The sequence below is a fragment of the Pseudomonas sp. Os17 genome (genome assembly GCF_001547895.1).
Taxonomy (GTDB): domain Bacteria; phylum Pseudomonadota; class Gammaproteobacteria; order Pseudomonadales; family Pseudomonadaceae; genus Aquipseudomonas.
The window spans coordinates 777,167-794,546 of record NZ_AP014627.1; the positions used below are offsets into that span (position 1 = coordinate 777,167).

15 protein-coding genes and 2 pseudogenes are annotated in these 17,380 nt (G+C 65.4%); 6 read left to right on the forward strand and 11 right to left on the reverse strand.

Features of this window, described 5'->3' with window-relative positions:
* Positions 1–38: 38 nt before the first annotated feature.
* A complete protein-coding gene (locus POS17_RS03450; RefSeq protein WP_060837371.1) occupies positions 39–1,559 on the reverse strand; it encodes a collagen-like triple helix repeat-containing protein in 1,521 nt (506 codons plus the stop codon).
* Between the two features lie 414 nt (positions 1,560–1,973).
* Here POS17_RS03450 and POS17_RS03455 point away from each other — a divergent pair, with 414 nt between their 5' ends.
* Positions 1,974–2,423, forward strand: a complete 450-nt coding sequence (locus tag POS17_RS03455; RefSeq protein WP_060837372.1) for a DMT family transporter — start codon at positions 1,974–1,976, stop codon at positions 2,421–2,423.
* Between the two features lie 7 nt (positions 2,424–2,430).
* On the opposite strand, the gene POS17_RS03460 is transcribed toward POS17_RS03455, so the two are convergent.
* Together POS17_RS03460 and POS17_RS03465 are read right to left on the reverse strand one after the other, a co-directional pair.
* Positions 2,431–3,285, reverse strand: a complete 855-nt coding sequence (locus POS17_RS03460; RefSeq protein WP_060837373.1) for a MaoC family dehydratase — start codon at positions 3,283–3,285, stop codon at positions 2,431–2,433.
* A 2-nt stretch (positions 3,286–3,287) separates the two neighbouring features.
* Positions 3,288–4,640 (reverse strand): 3-oxoacyl-ACP reductase, encoded by a 1,353-nt coding sequence (locus tag POS17_RS03465; RefSeq protein WP_060837374.1) that lies wholly within the window; start codon positions 4,638–4,640, stop codon positions 3,288–3,290.
* A gap of 133 nt (positions 4,641–4,773) precedes the next feature.
* Between POS17_RS03465 and POS17_RS03470 the strand changes: the two genes are divergently transcribed.
* The gene (locus POS17_RS03470) at positions 4,774–6,051 is read left to right on the forward strand and encodes an acetyl-CoA C-acetyltransferase (RefSeq protein WP_060837375.1); all 1,278 of its coding nucleotides are present in this window, start codon (positions 4,774–4,776) and stop codon (positions 6,049–6,051) included.
* 74 nt (positions 6,052–6,125) lie between these two features.
* On the opposite strand, the gene POS17_RS32585 is transcribed toward POS17_RS03470, so the two are convergent.
* A complete protein-coding gene (locus POS17_RS32585) occupies positions 6,126–6,893 on the reverse strand; it encodes a methyl-accepting chemotaxis protein (protein ID WP_370059466.1) in 768 nt (255 codons plus the stop codon).
* A gap of 90 nt (positions 6,894–6,983) precedes the next feature.
* Positions 6,984–8,072, reverse strand: a pseudogene (locus tag POS17_RS32590) (cache domain-containing protein); the annotation flags it as partial.
* 433 nt (positions 8,073–8,505) lie between these two features.
* Between POS17_RS32590 and POS17_RS03480 the strand changes: the two are divergent.
* Positions 8,506–9,402, forward strand: coding sequence for a PA4780 family RIO1-like protein kinase (locus POS17_RS03480; RefSeq protein ID WP_060837377.1), 897 nt, complete (start codon positions 8,506–8,508; stop codon positions 9,400–9,402).
* Positions 9,403–9,617: 215 nt separating this feature from the next.
* Here the strand turns inward: POS17_RS03480 and cueR are convergent, their stop codons facing one another.
* The 3 genes from cueR to POS17_RS03495 all read right to left on the reverse strand — a co-directional run bounded on the left by cueR (position 9,618) and on the right by POS17_RS03495 (position 12,951).
* Entirely contained in the window at positions 9,618–10,022 is a 405-nt protein-coding gene (gene cueR, locus POS17_RS03485; RefSeq protein WP_060837378.1) for a Cu(I)-responsive transcriptional regulator, read from the reverse strand.
* Positions 10,019–12,415, reverse strand: coding sequence for a heavy metal translocating P-type ATPase (locus tag POS17_RS03490; protein ID WP_060837379.1), 2,397 nt, complete (start codon positions 12,413–12,415; stop codon positions 10,019–10,021). Before POS17_RS03490 ends, cueR begins: the two co-directional genes overlap by 4 nt.
* A gap of 152 nt (positions 12,416–12,567) precedes the next feature.
* Entirely contained in the window at positions 12,568–12,951 is a 384-nt protein-coding gene (locus POS17_RS03495) for a hypothetical protein (protein ID WP_016966707.1), read from the reverse strand.
* Between the two features lie 145 nt (positions 12,952–13,096).
* On the opposite strand from POS17_RS03495, the gene POS17_RS03500 reads away from it, so the two are divergent.
* Both POS17_RS03500 and POS17_RS03505 read left to right on the forward strand, forming a co-directional pair.
* Positions 13,097–13,294 carry a heavy-metal-associated domain-containing protein gene (locus tag POS17_RS03500; protein WP_060837380.1) on the forward strand — a complete coding sequence of 66 codons (198 nt, stop codon included), beginning with the start codon at positions 13,097–13,099 and terminating at the stop codon, positions 13,292–13,294.
* 93 nt (positions 13,295–13,387) lie between these two features.
* Complete coding sequence (locus POS17_RS03505) at positions 13,388–14,584, forward strand: multidrug effflux MFS transporter (RefSeq protein WP_060837381.1); 1,197 nt, start codon at positions 13,388–13,390, stop codon at positions 14,582–14,584.
* Position 14,585: 1 nt separating this feature from the next.
* On the opposite strand, the gene POS17_RS32115 is transcribed toward POS17_RS03505, so the two are convergent.
* The 3 genes and pseudogenes from POS17_RS32115 to POS17_RS03515 all read right to left on the reverse strand — a co-directional run bounded on the left by POS17_RS32115 (position 14,586) and on the right by POS17_RS03515 (position 16,244).
* A complete protein-coding gene (locus tag POS17_RS32115) occupies positions 14,586–14,762 on the reverse strand; it encodes a hypothetical protein (protein WP_164990742.1) in 177 nt (58 codons plus the stop codon).
* A gap of 144 nt (positions 14,763–14,906) precedes the next feature.
* Positions 14,907–15,919, reverse strand: a pseudogene (locus tag POS17_RS03510) (zinc-binding alcohol dehydrogenase family protein).
* Positions 15,920–15,950: 31 nt separating this feature from the next.
* Positions 15,951–16,244 (reverse strand): putative quinol monooxygenase, encoded by a 294-nt coding sequence (locus POS17_RS03515; protein WP_060837382.1) that lies wholly within the window; start codon positions 16,242–16,244, stop codon positions 15,951–15,953.
* A gap of 118 nt (positions 16,245–16,362) precedes the next feature.
* Between POS17_RS03515 and POS17_RS03520 the strand changes: the two genes are divergently transcribed.
* Complete coding sequence (locus POS17_RS03520) at positions 16,363–17,271, forward strand: LysR family transcriptional regulator (RefSeq protein WP_060837383.1); 909 nt, start codon at positions 16,363–16,365, stop codon at positions 17,269–17,271.
* Positions 17,272–17,380: the final 109 nt, after the last annotated feature.

Genomic DNA, 17,380 nt, shown 5'->3' on the forward strand with positions numbered 1-17,380 from the left:
GCGCTGTAGGTAAGGCCGTCGAATCGGCCAGGTGCAATTTATTTCCTGGTGCCGCCCAGGGCGCCGGTCAGGCCACCCAGCACTCCACCCAGGCCGCCGTTGACGGTGGTTCCGGCCGAGGCACTGCCGCTTGCGCTGGCGCCGACATTCAGGCCACCGAGCAGGCCGCCGCTGGGGGCTGTACCGCCGTTGACCAGGCCACCGACCGAGGCAACGGTTGAGCCCAGTGCACCGAGGGTGCCGCCCAGGGCAGTGCCAACCTGGTTGCCGGTGCTGTTGCCAGCAATGGTGCTGCCCACGTTGCCGACCGCGCCTCCCACTTGACCCAGCAGGCTGCCGGCCTGAGCGCCAATTCCGCTGGCGGCGCCTACTTGCTGAGTCAGGCCGGTGACCGAACTGGTGACCGGGTTCAGCGCCGAGCCCAGGCTCACGCCGACACTGGCCAGGGGCGCGGTGACCACCAGATTGGGTGTACCGCTGCCGCCCAGAGCACCGCCGACCGAGGCGATCAGGCCGCCAACCGCGCCGCCGGTGACACCGCCCGCACTGACCGTACCGTTGCTGTTTCCTGTATTCACACCGTTGCTCAGGTTGGCCACGGCACCGCCGACGGTTTCCAGCAGACCGTTGCTACCGACAGTTGAGCCGGTACCGGAACCGCTTCCCGAGCCGCCCAGATAGCCACCGGCGCGGCCCACCGCATTGCTGGTATTGCTCAGGGCATTGCCCAGCAGGTCGGTCACAGGGTTGCCGTCGCCGGAGTCGCTGACGGCATTGCCGGAGCTGTCCACCGCCTGGGCCACGCCGTTGAGCAGGCCTTTGACCGGTGCGCCGAGCCCTGTCGCGCTGCCGGCTTTACCAGTCACACCCTCCGCCAGGCTGACGACGGGCACCAGCACCTTGTCGCCCACGCCATCGGTCAGGGTGCCCACCGGGCCGTTGCTGGTGACTGTGCTCAAGGTATTGCCGAGCATGGTCACTCGGGCGCCGACGCCACCGACCACCGGTGCCACGCGAGTCACCACGCCTCCTACCAGTGGAACACTCTGGGTCGTGGTGGCCAGTTTGCCGCTGAGGTCGGTGACCCCGGTGCCCACATCGCCGACGACGTTGCCGACGGTGGCCGTGGTTTTACTCAGCGCCTTGGGATCGGTGCCCAGCTTGCCGAGGCCGCCGGTCAAGCCTTGGCCCACGGTATCGACCACGTTGCCCGCAGTATTGACTGCGCTTTGTGCGACAGCGCCGACGACTGGAACCGCTGCCAGGGAGGTCCCAAGATCGCTGACCCCGGTACCGACGCCACTGACGGTGGTGCCAAGGTCGGACACCAGGCTGCTGGTGGTCAGTGTCCCTGTGGTGCCGCCGGTGCCGCCGGTACCACCCGTACCACCTGTGCCGCCGCCCGTGCCACCGGTTCCGCCACTGCTGCCGCCGGCGCTGGTCGTCGATGAACTGCTACCTCCGCTCTTGTGACCGCCACCGCCGCTGCAGCCGGTCAGGCCGAGAGTCAGGGCCAAGGCCAATGCGGTACATGCTTTCCATCCAATTTGAGTGTTCATGATCGTTATCCCTGCACCTATTACAACGTTCGTTGTCTTCGACAGTTCTCCAGTTCTTGTGCTGGAGATACTTTCGTCCGTTGAGTACATAAGAGGCGCAAGAAGAAATTTGAACAATTATGAACTTGGTATTAATGACTTATATCTTGCTGTTTTTTTCTCCTGATAAGTAGCTAGTCTGAAAGTATGGGTGGGGAGGTTGTTTGTTTTAATGGTGTTATTAATCAATGGCTTGTAGTTTGCGCGTGAGTGTGTGGGTAGGGCGTGAAACTAAAGTTATATATATACAATTAATGGGTTTTATTTGAGCGAAAGGCCGGGAGACGGCAGTTTATTTGCGGCTTAGTTGGCTTCGCAGACTTTCCGTTTGAGCCTGGCTTATAATGCGCGACCGAAATTCCCTTGGAGTCCGTGATGCTGAGCCCAGTCTGGTGGCTGCTGTGCCTGCCGTTCTTTGCCGGGGCCTTTCTGGCCTTGCAAGCCGGAATCAACGGTCAGTTGGCCAAGCAGGTCGGCGGGGTACTGGCCGCTGCATTGATTTCATTTTTCGTCGGCACCCTGGCCTTGTTGATCCTGGTGCTGGCGCAGCGCGAGATGCCTGCGCTGAGCGCCCTCAGGGGCCTGACCTGGTGGCACTGGTGCGGTGGTTTGCTGGGGGTGTTTTTCATCACCACCGCCGCATTTGCCGGGCCACGGATCGGTGCCTTGCTGTTCATGGCACTGGTGCTGGCCGGCCAGTTGAGCATGGCTCTGGCCCTGGATCACTTTGGCTGGGTGGGGTTTCGCGAGGCGCCGGTCAGCCTCGGCAAGATCGCCGGACTGCTGCTGATCGTCATTGGCGTGGTGCTGATTCGTCGAGGCTGAGCGCGCGTCAGGCGATCGGTCGCCAACCTCCCTGCATGTGCTGCAGATCGCCGTTGCCAAGTAATTGCAGTTCACCGCTGGACCCCGCCGCGCTGGCCAGCAAGCGCACTTCACCGGGCAGCAGCAGCGGTTTCAGGAATTGCACCGTCACCTCGATGTTGGCGGCCGGCAAGGTGTCGCTCAGGGCCGCCAGGGCTCGCGCCTTGTTCCACAGACCATGGGCAATGGCTCGGGGGAAGCCGAACAGGCGGGCGCTCCAGGCACTGAGATGAATCGGGTTGTAGTCGCCGGAAACCCGGGCGTAACGCCGGCCGATATCGCTCTGGGCCTGCCAGCGACTGACTTCGTTCAAACCCAGCCCAGACATCGACGGCAGGGCGCCGGGCTCGCCCGGCACTTGCACACCCCGACAGAGCATGCGGCTTTCGGCTTCCCAGAGCGGTCCCAGCAGATCGTCGACCGTGGTCAGCAGATCGAACACCGCGCCCTTGGCGTGAGGTTGCAGGTTGCCCGCCCGAACGGCGACTCGCACGCTGCCGACATTGCCCATGGGGCGCAGAATGCGGATCCGGTTGGCCAGATGAATCAGCCCCAAGAGGGGGAAAGGAAACGCCGGGTCGGTGAGCAATTGCATCTGCAACGCAAAGGCCAACACATGGGGATAGGTGGCGGGCAGCAGGCCGTTGTCGAGGTAACCGCACACCTGGCGATAGGCCTCCAGCCGGCGCGGCTCGACGCTGATCCAACAGCGCAGGCCCTGCTCCGGCAACGGCGTGTTCTTGATCCCGCGACGCAGCGCGGCCTTGAGGAACAGCGGGGGCAGGGAGGCGGGCAGGTGCAGATCGTGCCAGTGGTTGCTCATCGTCAGGCTCCCAGGACGCTTTGGCCGCAGACCCGCAAGGCTTGTCCGCTGATCGCGCCACTGCCCGGCTGGGCGAGCCAGGCCACCGCCTCGGCGACATCCTGAGGCAGGCCGCCCTGGCCCAGGGCGCTCATGCGTCGCCCGGACTCGCGCAGGGCGAAGGGCACCCTGGCGGTCATCTGAGTCTCGATGAAGCCCGGGGCCACGGCATTGATGCTGATGTCCCGGGGCTGCAGCGCTGGCGCCCAGGACTGGGCCAGGCCGATCAGTCCGGCCTTGCTGGCGGCGTAGTTGGTCTGCCCGCGGTTGCCGGCAATGCCGCTGATGGAGGCCAGCAGGATCACCCGCCCGTGGTCATGCAGGCGCCCGCTGTCGAGCAGGGCCTGGGTCAGCACCTGGGGAGCGTTGAGATTCACCGCCAGCACCGCATCCCAGAACTCCGCGGTCATGTTGGCCAGGGTCTTGTCCCGGGTGATGCCGGCGTTGTGTACGAGGATGTCGAGTCCGTCCGGAAGATGCTCGAGCAACTGGGTTGCGGCGTCCGCGGCACAGATATCCAGGGTGATGGCCTGTCCGCCGAGGCGCGCGGCCAGGGTTTCCAGGTCGACCTTGGCTTGGGGCACATCCAGCAACAGCACCTGGGCGCCATCACGGGCCAGGGTTTCGGCGATGGCCGCGCCAATGCCCCGCGCCGCGCCGGTGACCAGGGCCCTGCGCCCGGCCAGCGGGCGGCTCCAGTCCTGGACCTGGACGGCGCAGGGCTGCAAGCGCAGAACCTGTCCGGAAACGAAAGCGCTCTTGGGCGACAGAAAGAAGCGCAGCGCCCCCTCCAGCTGGTCCTCGGCTCCGTGGCCGACATACAGCAACTGCAGGGTGGCGCCGTTGCGCAGTTCCTTGGCCAGGGAGCGGCTGAAACCTTCCAGGGCACGCTGGGCGCTGGCGGCGAAGGGCGTATCGAGGGTTTCCGGGGCCCGGCCGAGGATCAGCAGGTGGGCGCAGGGTTCGAGGCTTCTCAGCAGCGGCTGGAAGAATTCCCGCAGTTGCTTGAGCTGATCAGTGTGGCGCAGTTCGCTGGCATCGAACACCACTGCCTTGAGCCTGGGACCGTGCCCGGGAATCCACGGTGTGGCCAGGGCCGGATCGCAGCCGTAGCTGTAGATCGAGTCGGTCAGGCGCGGGGCCAGGCTGCTCACCTGCTGGGCCAGGGGACCGCCGCCCACCAGCAAGGCGCCCTCGATGGGCCGCAGGCGTCCGGCCTGCCAGCGTTCCAGGCGCACCGGCGACGGCAGGCCAAGGGCGCCCACCAGGCGTTGGCCGATGGATGAATTGGCGAAGTCGATATAACGGTCGGACATGGAACGCACTCCATTGGCTGGGGTTCAAAGTGTGGACCATGAATGGCTCCGAGTCGTTCGATCAGCCAGAAGCCTCCTACGCTAGAGGGGGACCTACTCACCGCAGTCGCACTCACAGAACAGGGAGCTCTCCATGACACAACTGCGTCGCGTGGCGATTATTGGCGGTAACCGCATCCCCTTTGCCCGTTCCAACGGGCCCTATGCCACGGCCAGTAACCAGGCCATGCTCACCGCCGCCCTCGAAGGCCTGATCGAGCGCTACAACCTGCATGGCCTGCGTATCGGCGAGGTGGTGGCCGGGGCCGTGCTCAAGCACTCCCGGGATTTCAACCTGACCCGCGAATGCGTGCTGGGCTCGCGGCTGGCGCCCACCACGGCGGCCTACGACATCCAGCAAGCCTGCGGCACCGGCCTGGAGGCGGCGTTGCTGGTGGCCAACAAGATTGCCCTGGGGCAGATCGACTGCGGCATCGCCGGCGGTGTCGACACCACCTCGGACGCACCGATCGGGGTCAACGAAGGGCTGCGCCAGATTCTGCTGCAGGCCAATCGGGCCCGGAGCATCGGTGACAAGTTCAAGATCCTCCTGCAACTGCGCCCCCATCACCTCAAGCCGCAACTGCCGCGCAACGGCGAGCCGCGCACCGGCTTGTCCATGGGCGAGCATTGCGAGCAGATGGCCAAGACCTGGAGCATCGGCCGCGGCGAACAGGACCAACTGGCCCTGGAAAGCCACCAGAAAATGGCCGCGGCCTATGCCGAAGGCTGGCATGACGATCTGCTCACTCCCTTTTTCGGCCTGACCCGGGACAACAACCTGCGCCCGGACCTGAGCCTGGAAAAACTCGCCAGTCTCAAGCCGGCCTTCGACCACAGCGGCCAGGGCACCCTCACCGCCGGCAACTCCACGCCGCTGACCGATGGCGCCTCCCTGGTGCTGCTGGGCAGTGAGCAATGGGCCAGGGAACGTGGCCTGCCGATCCTGGCCTACCTGCGTGACGGCGAGGCGGCGGCGGTGGACTTCGTCAAGGGGGCCGAAGGGCTGTTGATGGCGCCGGTGTACGCCGTACCGCGCCTGCTGGCGCGCAATGGCCTGAGCCTGCAGGACTTCGACTACTACGAAATCCACGAAGCCTTCGCCGCCCAGGTGCTGTGCACCCTCAAGGCCTGGGAAGATCCGCAGTACTGCAAGACCCGCCTGGGCCTGGAGGCGCCCCTGGGCAGCATCGATCGCGCCCGGCTCAACGTCAAAGGCAGCTCGCTGGCGGCGGGGCATCCGTTTGCCGCCACCGGCGGGCGCATCGTCGCCAACCTGGCGAAGTTGCTGAGTGCGGCGGGGCAGGGGCGCGGGCTGATTTCGATTTGTGCTGCGGGCGGGCAGGGCGTGACGGCGATCATCGAACGCTGATGTTCGCCGGCCAGCCGGCTCCTACAGAGGCAAGTCGCCCATCCGCAGGAGCCGGCTGGCCGGCGAAAAGACCCTCAAGTCTTGAAGCGCCGCACCAGGGCGTCCAGCTCATTGGACAACCCCGCCAGGCTCTGGGAGTCCAGGCGCGCCGAGTTCGCCAGTTCCGCCACCAACTGCGCATCGCCATGGATCTGGCTGATGTGCCGGTTGATGTCTTCCGCCACCTGATGCTGCTCTTCGGCGGCGGTGGCGATCTGGGTGTTCATGTCGCGGATCACGTCCACCGATTCGCGGATCTGCCCGAAGCTGTTGCGCGCCAGGCCGATGCGGTTCACCGACTGCTGGGACACTTCCAGACTGGCGTGCATCTGCTGGGTCACCGCGCTGGTGCGCTTGGCCAGGTTGCCCAGCAGCCCGTCGATCTCGGCGGTGGAGTCGGCGGTGCGCTTGGCCAGGGCCCGCACTTCATCGGCCACCACGGCAAAGCCGCGGCCCTGCTCACCGGCCCGGGCGGCCTCGATGGCGGCGTTGAGGGCCAGCAGGTTGGTCTGTTCGGCGATCGAGCGGATGGTGCCGAGGATCGACTGGATATCGGTGCTGTCGCGTTCCAGCTGTTGCATCGATTGCGCCGACTGTTCGATCTCCTGGCTCAGGCGGTCGACGCTGTGCACCGCGTCGTCGATCTGCTGCTGGCCTTCCCGGGCCTGGCGCTGGCCACTGTCCGCCGACTCCGCGGCCTGGCTGCAGGAGCGGGCCACTTCGTTGGCAGTGGCGACCATTTCGTGGAACGCGGTGGACACCATGTCCACGGCTTCGCGCTGGCGCCCGGCGGCTTCGGCCATGTCGCTGGACACCTGGGTCGAGGAGTGGGAGGTGGCGAGAATCTTCTGCGCCGCCTGGCCGATGTGCTGGATCAGGCTGCGGATCGCCGAGAGGAACTGGTTGAACCAGTTGGCCAACTGCGCGGTTTCGTCATTGCCGCGAATGTTCAGGTTCTGGGTCAGGTCGCCTTCGCCCTGGGCAATGCCTTCCAGGCCGCTGGCCACGCCGCGGATCGGCCGCACGATGAGGCTGGCGAAGCTGGCGCCGAACACCGCGAACAGCACCGCCAGGACCCCGGCGATCACGGCGATGATCCAGGTCAGCTGGGTGGCCGAACCCATGACTTCGCTCTGCTTGATCAGGCCGATGAAGGTCCAGCCCAGCTGTTGCGAAGGCCAGACGTTGGCCATGTAGTGTTCGCCGCCCAGCTCCACTTGCACCAGGCCCTTGCCGGTCTTGGCCAGTTGCGCGTAACCCTCGCCGAGGCTGTCCAGGGCCTTGAAGTTGTGCTCCGGCTGCTTGGGGTCGACCAGTACCGTGCCGTTGTTTTCCATCAGCATCAGGTAGCCGGATTCGCCCAGCTTGATCTGCTTGACGATTTCGGTGAGCTGCTTGAGCGACACGTCGACCGCGACCACGCCGCCCTGGGGCCCTAGCTGGTTGGCCAGGGAGCGCACGGTGCTGACCAGCACCGCATCGTCCGGGGCCCAGTAGTACGCATCGGTGCGCAGGGTCTTGCCCGGGCTGGCCAGCGCGGCTTTGTACCAGGGGCGCACGCGCGGGTCGTAGTTGGCCAGCTTCAGGTCGGCGGGCCAGGAGACGTAGCCGCCGTTGCTCACGCCGTAGGACACATAGGCATAGGCGGGATGGCTGGCGGCCATGGCGGCGAACAGGTCGAAGATGCGCTTGTCCTGCTCGCCTTCCGGCACCTTGGCGGCATCGGCGCTCATCCAGGTCTTGAGGTCGCCGCCGGCCTGGGTGAGCAACGGTTGCGCCGCCAGGTAATCGATGTTCTGGCTGATGCCTTCGAAGAACAGCTGCATGGCGTTGGCCACTTGGCGGATCTCGCGGCCGCTGCCGTCGACAAAGGTGTTTTGCGCTTCGCTGCGCAGGTTGATCACCACCAGCGTGGCCACCAGCACCACGGGCAGGCAGGCAATGACGGCGAAGGCCCAAGTCAGTTTCTGTTTGATATTCATCCGCGCTCCAGTTTTTTGTATGACCACGAAGTGCAGGCGACTCGCGGATTATTGGCAGATTGTGAGGTGGCGCTGATTGTCGTCCCTGTGGCTGAAGTCGAACCGCGGGCGGTCGAACCTTGGCCGGCGGCTGACGTCTTTATTGGATTGTCGGACAAACTCCCTGTCTCTCTGAGGGCTTCGGCTGGCGCCGAGCAATATTGAGCCGGCGAAGCAAAAAAAACTGGTCGCGGCGCGCCGGCGGCGAGGGCGTGTAAAGGCACTGGCCGCTGCAGTCTTGGCTATGATCCCTGGCGGCGTCGATGGATTGATCTGGCACATTGAGTGCATTGCTGTCGCTCGCGGCTCGGCGGCCCTTTCCCGTGGTGGGAGGATTGCCGTATAACGAGTGACTTTCGCGTGTTTGGTAACAAGGGACCCACAATAAAAGCTGATGAAGACTCCAAAACGCATTGAACCCCTGATCGAAGACGGTCTGGTAGACGAGGTGCTGCGCCCACTCATGAGTGGTAAAGAGGCAGCTGTGTATGTGGTGCGCTGCGGCAACGAGCTACGTTGCGCCAAGGTCTACAAGGAGGCGAACAAACGCAGTTTCCGTCAGGCGGCGGAGTATCAGGAAGGGCGCAAGGTTCGCAACAGCCGTCAGGCACGAGCCATGGCCAAGGGCTCGAAGTTCGGGCGCAAGGAGACCGAAGACGCTTGGCAGAACGCCGAAGTGGCGGCCTTGTTCCGCCTGGCCAACGCCGGGGTGCGGGTGCCCAAGCCGTTCGACTTTCTCGAAGGCGTGCTGCTGATGGAACTGGTGGCCGACGAATACGGCGATGCGGCGCCACGGCTCAACGATGTGGTGCTGGAACCGGACCAGGCCCGTGAGTATCACGCCTTCCTGATTTCCCAGATCGTGCTGATGTTGTGTACCGGGCTGGTGCACGGTGACCTGTCCGAGTTCAACGTGCTGCTGACACCGGACGGTCCGGTGATCATCGACCTGCCCCAGGCAGTGGACGCGGCGGGCAACAACCACGCGTTCAGCATGCTGGAGCGGGACGTGGGCAACATGGCGTCCTACTTCGGGCGATTCGCTCCGGAGCTCAAGCGCACCCGTTATGCCAAGGAAATGTGGGCCCTGTACGAGGCCGGCACCTTGCACCCGGGCAGTGTGCTGACCGGCGAGTTCGACGACCCCGAAGAACTGGCGGATGTCGGCAGCGTGATCCGCGAGATCGAAGCGGCACGTCTCGACGAGGAGCGCCGGCAGGCCGTGCGGGCGGCGGACGATGCGCCGCCAGGCAAATCCGAAGAACCACCGCCTCCGCCCTGGATGCAGTGATGGAATAGAAAAATCCGGCCTTGGCCGGATTTTTTATTCCTGCAAACTACCTGGCGCCTTGTAGCCGCTGCCGCAGGCTGCGCACGGCCCGAAGGGACGCGAGGATCTAGAGGGCGCCGAGGTTTTGCAAGGGATCGCCAAGCAAGGCCTTGCGGGCCTTTTCGCAGCCTCGCCAGGGCTCGGCAGCGGCTACAGAGATTGCTTCTTGCAAGTACTCAGGACCCGCAACAACTGCCCGAAGCCAGTTCCTTGAGGATCGGGCAGTCCGGGCGGTGGTCGCCGTGGCAGTGCTCCACCAGGTCCTGCAGGGTGTCGCGCAGCCCGGCCAGTTCACGGATCTTCTGGTTCAGCTCGTCGATGTGCTGGCGCGCCAGGGCCTTCACATCGGCGCTGGCCCGCTGCCGGTCCTGCCACAGGGTCAGCAGCTTGCCCACTTCCTCCAGGGAAAAGCCCAGGTCCCGGGAACGCTTGATGAAGGCCAGGCTGTGCAGGTCTTCGTCGCCGTACAGGCGATAGCCGCTGTCACTGCGATGGGCCGGCTTGAGCAGGCCGATGGACTCGTAGTAACGGATCATCTTGGCGCTCAGGCCGCTCTTGCGCGCTGCTTGGCCGATGTTCATTCGGCGTTCTCCAGGTCTTTGGGTTTCCAGGTTTTCAACAGTAGCGCATTGCTCACCACGCTGACGCTGGACAGGGCCATGGCCGCGCCGGCCAGCACCGGATTGAGCAGGCCGAACGCCGCCAGCGGGATGCCGATCAGGTTGTAGACGAAGGCCCAGAACAGGTTCTGGCGGATCTTCGCATAGGTCTTGCGGCTGATTTCCAGGGCCGCCGGGATCAAGCGTGGATCGCCACGCATCAGGGTGATGCCCGCCGCATGCATCGCCACGTCGGTCCCGCCGCCCATGGCAATGCCGATGTCGGCCGCCGCCAGGGCCGGGGCGTCGTTGATGCCGTCGCCGACCATGGCCACCACCCCGGTCTTTTTCAGCGCCGTTACCGTGGCGGCCTTGTCCGCCGGCAGCACTTCGGCGTGCACGTCGTCGATGCCCAGGGCATCGGCCACCACCTTGGCGCTGCCACGGTTGTCGCCGGTCAGCAGGTGGCTGCTGATCTGCCGCGCGCGCAGTTGCTGCACCGCCTGCAAGGCGCCGGGCTTGAGCGTATCGCCAAAGGCGAACAGGCCCAGGACCCGGGATTGCGGGCTCTGTTCGATCAGCCAGGACAGGGTCCGGCCTTCGTGCTCCCAGTCCTTGGCCGCCTGGGCCAGGCTGCCCGGGTTCAGGCCGCACTCTTCCAGCAGGCGGCGATTGCCCAGGGCCAGTTGCCGGCCGTCCAGGGTGCCGGCGATGCCGCGTCCGGTCAGGGACTGGCTGGCGCTGACATCGGCCACTGGCAGTTGGCGTTCCTGGCACAGGTCCAGCACCGCCTTGGCCAGGGGGTGTTCACTGCCGCGTTGCAGGGCGCCGGCCAGTTGCAGCACGCTGTTGTCGTCGCCCTCCAGGGCCTGCATGTGGGCGATGCGCGGCGTGCCGGACGTCAGGGTGCCGGTCTTGTCGAAGACCACCGAGCTCACTTCGTGGGCCCGCTCCAGGGCTTCGGCGTCCTTGATCAGAATGCCGTGGCGGGCGGCCACGCCGGTGCCGGCCATGATCGCGGTGGGCGTGGCCAGGCCCAGGGCGCAAGGGCAGGCGATCACCAGCACGGCCACCGCATTGATCACTGCGGTTTCCAGGGGCGCGCCATAGAGCCACCAGCCCAACAGCGTGATCAGCGCCAGCACCAGTACGGTGGGCACGAACACCTGGCTGACCTTGTCCACCAGTTTCTGGATCGGTGCCTTGCCGGCCTGGGCGTCTTCCACCAGGCGAATGATCCGCGCCAGCACGGTTTCCGCGCCGAGGGCCAGGGTGCGTACCAGCAGGCGACCTTCGCCGTTGATGGCGCCGCCGGTGACTTTATCCCCGGGCTGCTTGGGCACCGGCAGGCTTTCTCCGCTGATCAGCGCTTCGTCGGCATGGCTCTGGCCTTCGATGACTTCGCCGTCCACCGGGAAGCGCTCGCCGGGCTTGACCAGCACCAGGTCGTTCAGGCGCAGGGCGCTGATGGCGACTTCCTGCTCGCGCCCGTCGATGACCTGGATCGCCCGCTCGGGGCGCAGGGCTTCCAGGGCGCGGATGGCGCTGGCGGTCTGGCGCTTGGCGCGGCTTTCCAGGTACTTGCCCAGCAGCACCAGGGCGATCACCACCGCCGAGGCTTCGAAGTACAGGTGCGGCATGCTGCCGGCGGCGGCCGTGGCCCATTCATACAGGCTCAGGCCATAACCGGCACTGGTGCCCAGGGCCACCAGCAGGTCCATGTTGCCGCTGCCGGCGCGCACGGCTTTCCAGGCGGCGACATAGAAGCGTGCGCCGAAAATGAACTGCACCGGGGTGGCCAGGGCGAACTGGGCCCAGGCCGGGAGCATCCAGTGCAGGCCGAAGGGTTGCACCAGCATCGGCAGCACCAGGGGCAGGGCCAGGAGGATCGCCAGCGCCAGGCTCCAGCGCTCGCGGCGCAGGTGCTGCTGTTGCTCGTCGCCCTGTTTCTGCTCGGCTTGCCACCGGCTGGCGGAGTAGCCGGCCTGGGTCACGGCGTTGATCAGCAGCCCCGGGTCGACCTGCCCCAGCAGCTCGACGTGGGCGCGTTCGGTGGCCAGGTTGACGCTGGCGCTGCGCACCCCGGCAACCTTGTTCAAGGCCCGTTCGACGCGACCGGCGCAGGTCGCGCAGGTCATGCCGCCGATGGTCAATTCGACGGATTGCACCGGCACGCTGTAACCGGCATTTTCCACGGCTTGCAGCAGCGCCGGCAGACTGTCCCCGGGGGCTTCGACCCGGGCCTGTTCCGTGGCCAGGTTGACGCTCACTGCACGGATACCGGCGACCTTGCCCAGGGCTCGCTCGACACGACCGGCGCAGCTGGCGCAGGTCATGCCGGCAATCGGCAGGTCGAAGGTGGTTGATTCAGGCATGGCTGACACTCCCTGTAAATGATGCCCACAGGATCAACCTTGCCATGCAGGCAAGGTCAAGCGGGTATTGCCAGGGTGCTTCATTTTGTCCCAGGGGGGCGTTGCAGCGCGCCTTGCGCGGGCTGGCGCAAGGCGTGTGGCGAGGCGGGGCTTCAGTATTCCAGGGCGGCGGGCTTGAGGTACATGCCCGAGGCGTTGCTGGCGATGCGGAACTTCAGTACATCGCCGGCCCGCAGGCTGATGTCCTGGGAACCCGGGGCAAGCATGCCGGGGTTGCAGCCCGGCGCCTGGCCCGGCAGCAGTTTCAGGCGCACGGACACCTTGCCCGGTGGCAGGTTGAAGGAGGCGCTCTGCTCCTGGAACAGCCGGCCGGCGAGCTGGTCCTGAAGGTACAGACCGATCTCGCAGGAGGTGGCGACTTCCAGCCGCTCCCGGGAAATGATCAGGACGCCGTAGTCTTCTCCTGCGGCCAGGGCCGGCGGCGCTGCCGCGAACAGACCAAGGAGGCCGACGAGGCTGAAAGTGGACCAGCGCATGGCTGAATCTCCTGCTGTGATGTCGTAAGACGTGCAGCTTGGCGGAGCGCGGCGCCGATTTCCAGCCCGGCAGATCAATCCGCAACTTGACCTTGCCACGGTGGCAAGGACAAGACTGCGTGCATCCCAATACAGGAGAAGCGTGATGCAAGTTTTCAATGTTCAAGGCATGTCCTGCGGCCACTGCGTGCGGGCCATCACTCAAGCCTTGCAAAGCAAGGATCCGGCGGCCACGGTGCGGGTCGATCTGGCGGCCAAGGAAGTGGGCGTCGAGAGTCGCCTGTCCAATGAAGAGGTGATCAGCCTGATCAGTGAGGAAGGCTATGCGGTCAAGGTTGCCTGAGTCTTTTTAATCGTTAGCGACCTATCGGAATGTTCAAGGCGTCCAAGCGCGGCTAGACTGTGCGCCCGCTGACCTACGCTTCGCCTGGATGCCATGAACCTGCGCACAATCCTGATTCTCGGTGCCTTGAGTGCCTTCGGCCCTCTGGCCATCGACTTCTACCTGCCGGCCTTTCCATCGATGGCCCTGGCTTTCGGCACCGATGAAAAACACGTCCAACTGACCCTGGCAGCCTATTTCCTCGGCCTGTCCATCGGCCAGCTGGCCTATGGCCCGGTGGCCGACCGTTTTGGCCGGCGCCTGCCCCTGCTGGCTGGCGTGGGGCTGTTCACCCTGGCCTCCGTGGCCTGCGCCTATGCCCCCAATCTGGAGTGGCTGATCGGTGCACGTTTTGTCCAGGCCCTGGGCGGCTGTGCCGGCATGGTGATTTCCCGCGCGGTGGTCAGCGACAAGTGCGACGCGGTGGGTTCGGCCAAGGTGTTCTCCCAACTGATGCTGGTGATGGGCCTGGCGCCGATCCTGGCGCCGATGCTCGGCGGCCTGCTGGTCAACCTGTATGGCTGGCAGTCGATCTTCATCATGCTCACGGTGTTCAGCGCCCTGTCCGGATTGGCGGTGGCCCTGGGCCTGCCGGAAAGCATGCCGGCCACGCGTCCGCGCCTGCCCTTGTCCGGAGCGCTGCGCCAGTACGGCCTGCTGCTGGCGGACCGGGTCTTTCTCGGTCACGCCCTGACCGGCGGCATCGCCATCGCCGGGATGTTTTCCTACATCGCCGGTTCGCCCTTTGTCTTTATCAAGCTCTACGGCGTGCCGGCGGAGCACTTTGGCTGGTTCTTCGGGATCAACGCCGGGGGCTTCATCCTGGTGGCGCAGATCAATGCGCGCCTGCTGGCCAAGCGCGGGCCGGCCTTTCTGCTGGCCCGCACGGTGTGGATCTACCTGGCGGCGGGCCTGACCCTGTTGGGAATCAGCGCCTTGCACACCAGCGCACTCTGGCCGCTGCTACTGCCGTTGTTCGTGTGCATCGCCAGCCTGGGCTGCATCATTCCCAACGCTGCGGCCTGTGCCATGAACGGCCAGGGCGCGCGGGCCGGCAGCGCGTCGGCGATGCTCGGTTGCCTGCAGTTCAGCGTGGCGGCGGGTGCCGCCTATCTGGTGGGGGTATTGCACGATGGCAGCGCCATGCCGATGGCCATGGTCATCTGCCTGTGCGGGGTTCTGGCGGTGAGCATGGCGGTCGTGACCCGGCGTTTGCAGAATGCCCGGGCCTTGAGAGCCGCCGAGCCTTGAGTCAGCCGACGGCGCGCTGAACCTGGGGAATCTGGTGGGGAGCTTGCAAGCGGGCCTGCAGGGTCTGGGTGAACGCCCGGGCTTCGGCCTCGCTGCGGAAAGTCACCGCATGCTGATCCAGGCGTACCTGCCATTGGGAGCCTTGAGGGTGTGCCAGTTCTTTTATCAGGATCTTCATTGCTGACCTCCTAACGCTAAAAGAGTGCGGTGCAAGGGCTGCCAGTGTAGACCCGAATACGGTCACAAATATGACCGAAATCAACTCTCGGACTGACGGCGACCAGCGGGCTTTTCTGCGCGATGGCCACCGTCCGCCAGGGCCTTAGAAACCTTCCAGAACGATCTTGCCCTTGGCCGTGCCGCTCTCCAGCACGGCATGGGCACGCCGCAAGTTGGCCGCGTTGATCTGGCCGAAATGCTCGCCCAGCGTGGTCTTCAGGGTGCCGGCGTCGATCAGCTCGGCGACCTTGTTGAGCAGCACATGCTGCTCTTGCATGTCGGCGGTTTCGAACAGCGAACGGGTGTACATGAACTCCCAGTGCAGCGACAGGCTCTTGCGCTTGAGCTTGGTCACATCGAGGCTTTTCGGGTCGTCGATCAGGGCCAGCTTGCCCTGGGGCGCCAGGGCCTCCACCAATTCATCGAGGTGAGCGTCGGTCTGGGTCAGGCTGGCCACGTGGGTCACCTGATGGATGCCGATGCGCTTGAGCTCGGCGCTCAGTGGCTGGCGGTGATCCACCACATGCTGGGCGCCAGCTCGCGGACCCAGGCCTGGGTCTGTTCCCGGGAGGCACTGCCGATCACCTTGAGGCCGGTCAGTTGCCGGGCCAGTTGGGTGAGGATCGAACCGACCCCGCCGGCGGCGCCAACGATCAGCAGGCTCTGGCCCTGGTCGCTGCGGTCCTGGCTGATCTGCAGGCGTTCGAACAGCAGCTCCCAGGCGGTGATCGCGGTCAGCGGCAGGGCCGCGGCTTCGGCAAAGCCCAGGCTCTTGGGCATATGGCCGACGATGCGTTCATCCACCGTATGCAATTGGCTGTTGCCGCCGGCCCGGGCGATGGAGCCGGCGTAGAACACCCGGTCGCCGACCTTGAACAGGCTGACCTCGCTGCCCACGGCCTTGACCACGCCGGCCACGTCCCAGCCCAGCACCTTGGCGGCGCCGCCTTCGGGCTGGACGTTCTGGCGGACCTTGGTGTCCACCGGGTTGACCGAGATGGCCTTGACTTCCACCAGCAGGTCGCGAGGGCCGGCCACCGGCTCGGGCAGTTCGATGTCTTGCAGGGACTTGGGGTCGTCGATCGGCAGGGAGGCGTAGTAGGCGATGGCTTTCATGATGAGTTCCTGATGAGTGTGAGAGTTGGGCTCAGACGAGCAATTGCAGGCGCTTGAGCTCGAAGTGCTCGATTGCTTCACGGGTCTGGGCGATGAAGTGCTGGAAGTGCGCCGTGTGGTTGTGAAATTCCAGGGCGGCTTCATCGTCCCAGCGTTCCAGTACGTAGAAGGTGCCCGGCTGCGCGGCGTCCTCATGCAGCTCGTAGTACTGGCAGCCGGCTTCCTCGCGGCTGGGCGGGACCAGGGCGCTGAGTTCGCGCTTGAGAACGGCTTGTTGCTGGGGCTTGGCGATCAGCGTCGCAATCGCGGTAAAGGCTTGGGACATGGGGTTTTCCTCAGGGGAGTCAGGCGATGGGCAGATAATTGGCTATTTCTCCTGAAGATAAAACCGGCTAAAAGAGCAGTCTCTTTCAATATTTTTTTGATAATCCGGAAATTCACCGATGCTGCGATTTGATGACCTGCAGTTGTTCGTGCGTGCCGCCGATCTGGGCAGCCTGTCGGCGGCGGCCCGGGTCATGGACCTGTCGCCGGCAGTGGCCAGCGCCGCCCTCAAGCGCATTGAAGAACACCTGGGCGCGCGCCTGCTGGCCCGCTCGACCCGCAGCCTGCGCCTGACCGCCGAGGGCGAGGGCTTTCTGGAATACGCCCGCGCCGCCTTGAGCAACCTGGATGAAGGACGGCGCCTGTTGGCCAGCGGCCAGGATCAGGTCAGCGGCGTGTTGCAACTGTCCGCGCCTTCGGACTTTGGCCGCAACCTGCTGCTGCCCTGGCTCGACGAGTTTCAGCGTGCCTACCCCAAGCTCAGCGTGCGCCTGCTGCTAGGGGACCGGATTGCCGACCTGTTCCGCCAGCCGGTGGATATCGCCCTGCGCTACGGCGAGCCGGAGGACTCCAGCCTGGTGGCCTTGCCGGTGGCCCCGGACAACCGCCGGGTGCTGTGCGCAGCTCCCAGCTACCTGGCGCGGCACGGCGAACCGCGCCAGCTGGAGCACCTGGCCCAGCACAACTGCCTGCTGTACATGCTCGACAGCCGGGCGCACGACCTCTGGAGCTTTTTTGACGGCAAGCGCGAGGTGAGCCTGACCGTCAGTGGCGACCGCTTGAGCGACGATGCCGATGTGGTGCGGCGCTGGGCCGTGGCCGGCGAGGGGATTGCCTACAAGTCCTGGCTGGACGTGGCCGGCGATGTGCTCGCCGGTCGCCTGCAGATCCTGCTGCCGGAGCTGCGCTGCGAAGGCGCGTCGTTGAACCTGCTGTGCACCCATCGGGCGCACCTGAGCAAACCGGTGAAGTTGCTGCGCGACCTGCTTCAGGAGCGTTGCGCCGAGATCAGCGCCCGCCGCCCGTAGCAGCCGGCCAACCCGGGCCCGTGCCCGGCGTCGCTGCCTGACGCGAACAGGTCGCCCTCAGCCATCCGTCCCGGCCTCGATCCCGCACACTCGGACGGTCCAGCATTCA

Coding starts and splice junctions, on each gene's coding strand:
- cueR (WP_060837378.1), bottom strand. CDS start 10,022: ATGAACATCGGCCAAGCAGCGCGCAAGAGCGGCCTGAGCGCCAAGATG.
- POS17_RS03465 (WP_060837374.1), bottom strand. CDS start 4,640: ATGTCCGACCGTTATATCGACTTCGCCAATTCATCCATCGGCCAACGC.
- POS17_RS03480 (WP_060837377.1), top strand. CDS start 8,506: ATGAAGACTCCAAAACGCATTGAACCCCTGATCGAAGACGGTCTGGTA.
- POS17_RS03505 (WP_060837381.1), top strand. CDS start 13,388: ATGAACCTGCGCACAATCCTGATTCTCGGTGCCTTGAGTGCCTTCGGC.
- POS17_RS03460 (WP_060837373.1), bottom strand. CDS start 3,285: ATGAGCAACCACTGGCACGATCTGCACCTGCCCGCCTCCCTGCCCCCG.
- POS17_RS32585 (WP_370059466.1), bottom strand. CDS start 6,893: ATGGCCGAAGCCGCCGGGCGCCAGCGCGAAGCCGTGGACATGGTGTCC.
- POS17_RS03450 (WP_060837371.1), bottom strand. CDS start 1,559: ATGAACACTCAAATTGGATGGAAAGCATGTACCGCATTGGCCTTGGCC.
- POS17_RS03490 (WP_060837379.1), bottom strand. CDS start 12,415: ATGCCTGAATCAACCACCTTCGACCTGCCGATTGCCGGCATGACCTGC.
- POS17_RS03500 (WP_060837380.1), top strand. CDS start 13,097: ATGCAAGTTTTCAATGTTCAAGGCATGTCCTGCGGCCACTGCGTGCGG.
- POS17_RS03520 (WP_060837383.1), top strand. CDS start 16,363: ATGCTGCGATTTGATGACCTGCAGTTGTTCGTGCGTGCCGCCGATCTG.
- POS17_RS03495 (WP_016966707.1), bottom strand. CDS start 12,951: ATGCGCTGGTCCACTTTCAGCCTCGTCGGCCTCCTTGGTCTGTTCGCG.
- POS17_RS03470 (WP_060837375.1), top strand. CDS start 4,774: ATGACACAACTGCGTCGCGTGGCGATTATTGGCGGTAACCGCATCCCC.
- POS17_RS32115 (WP_164990742.1), bottom strand. CDS start 14,762: ATGAAGATCCTGATAAAAGAACTGGCACACCCTCAAGGCTCCCAATGG.
- POS17_RS03455 (WP_060837372.1), top strand. CDS start 1,974: ATGCTGAGCCCAGTCTGGTGGCTGCTGTGCCTGCCGTTCTTTGCCGGG.
- POS17_RS03515 (WP_060837382.1), bottom strand. CDS start 16,244: ATGTCCCAAGCCTTTACCGCGATTGCGACGCTGATCGCCAAGCCCCAG.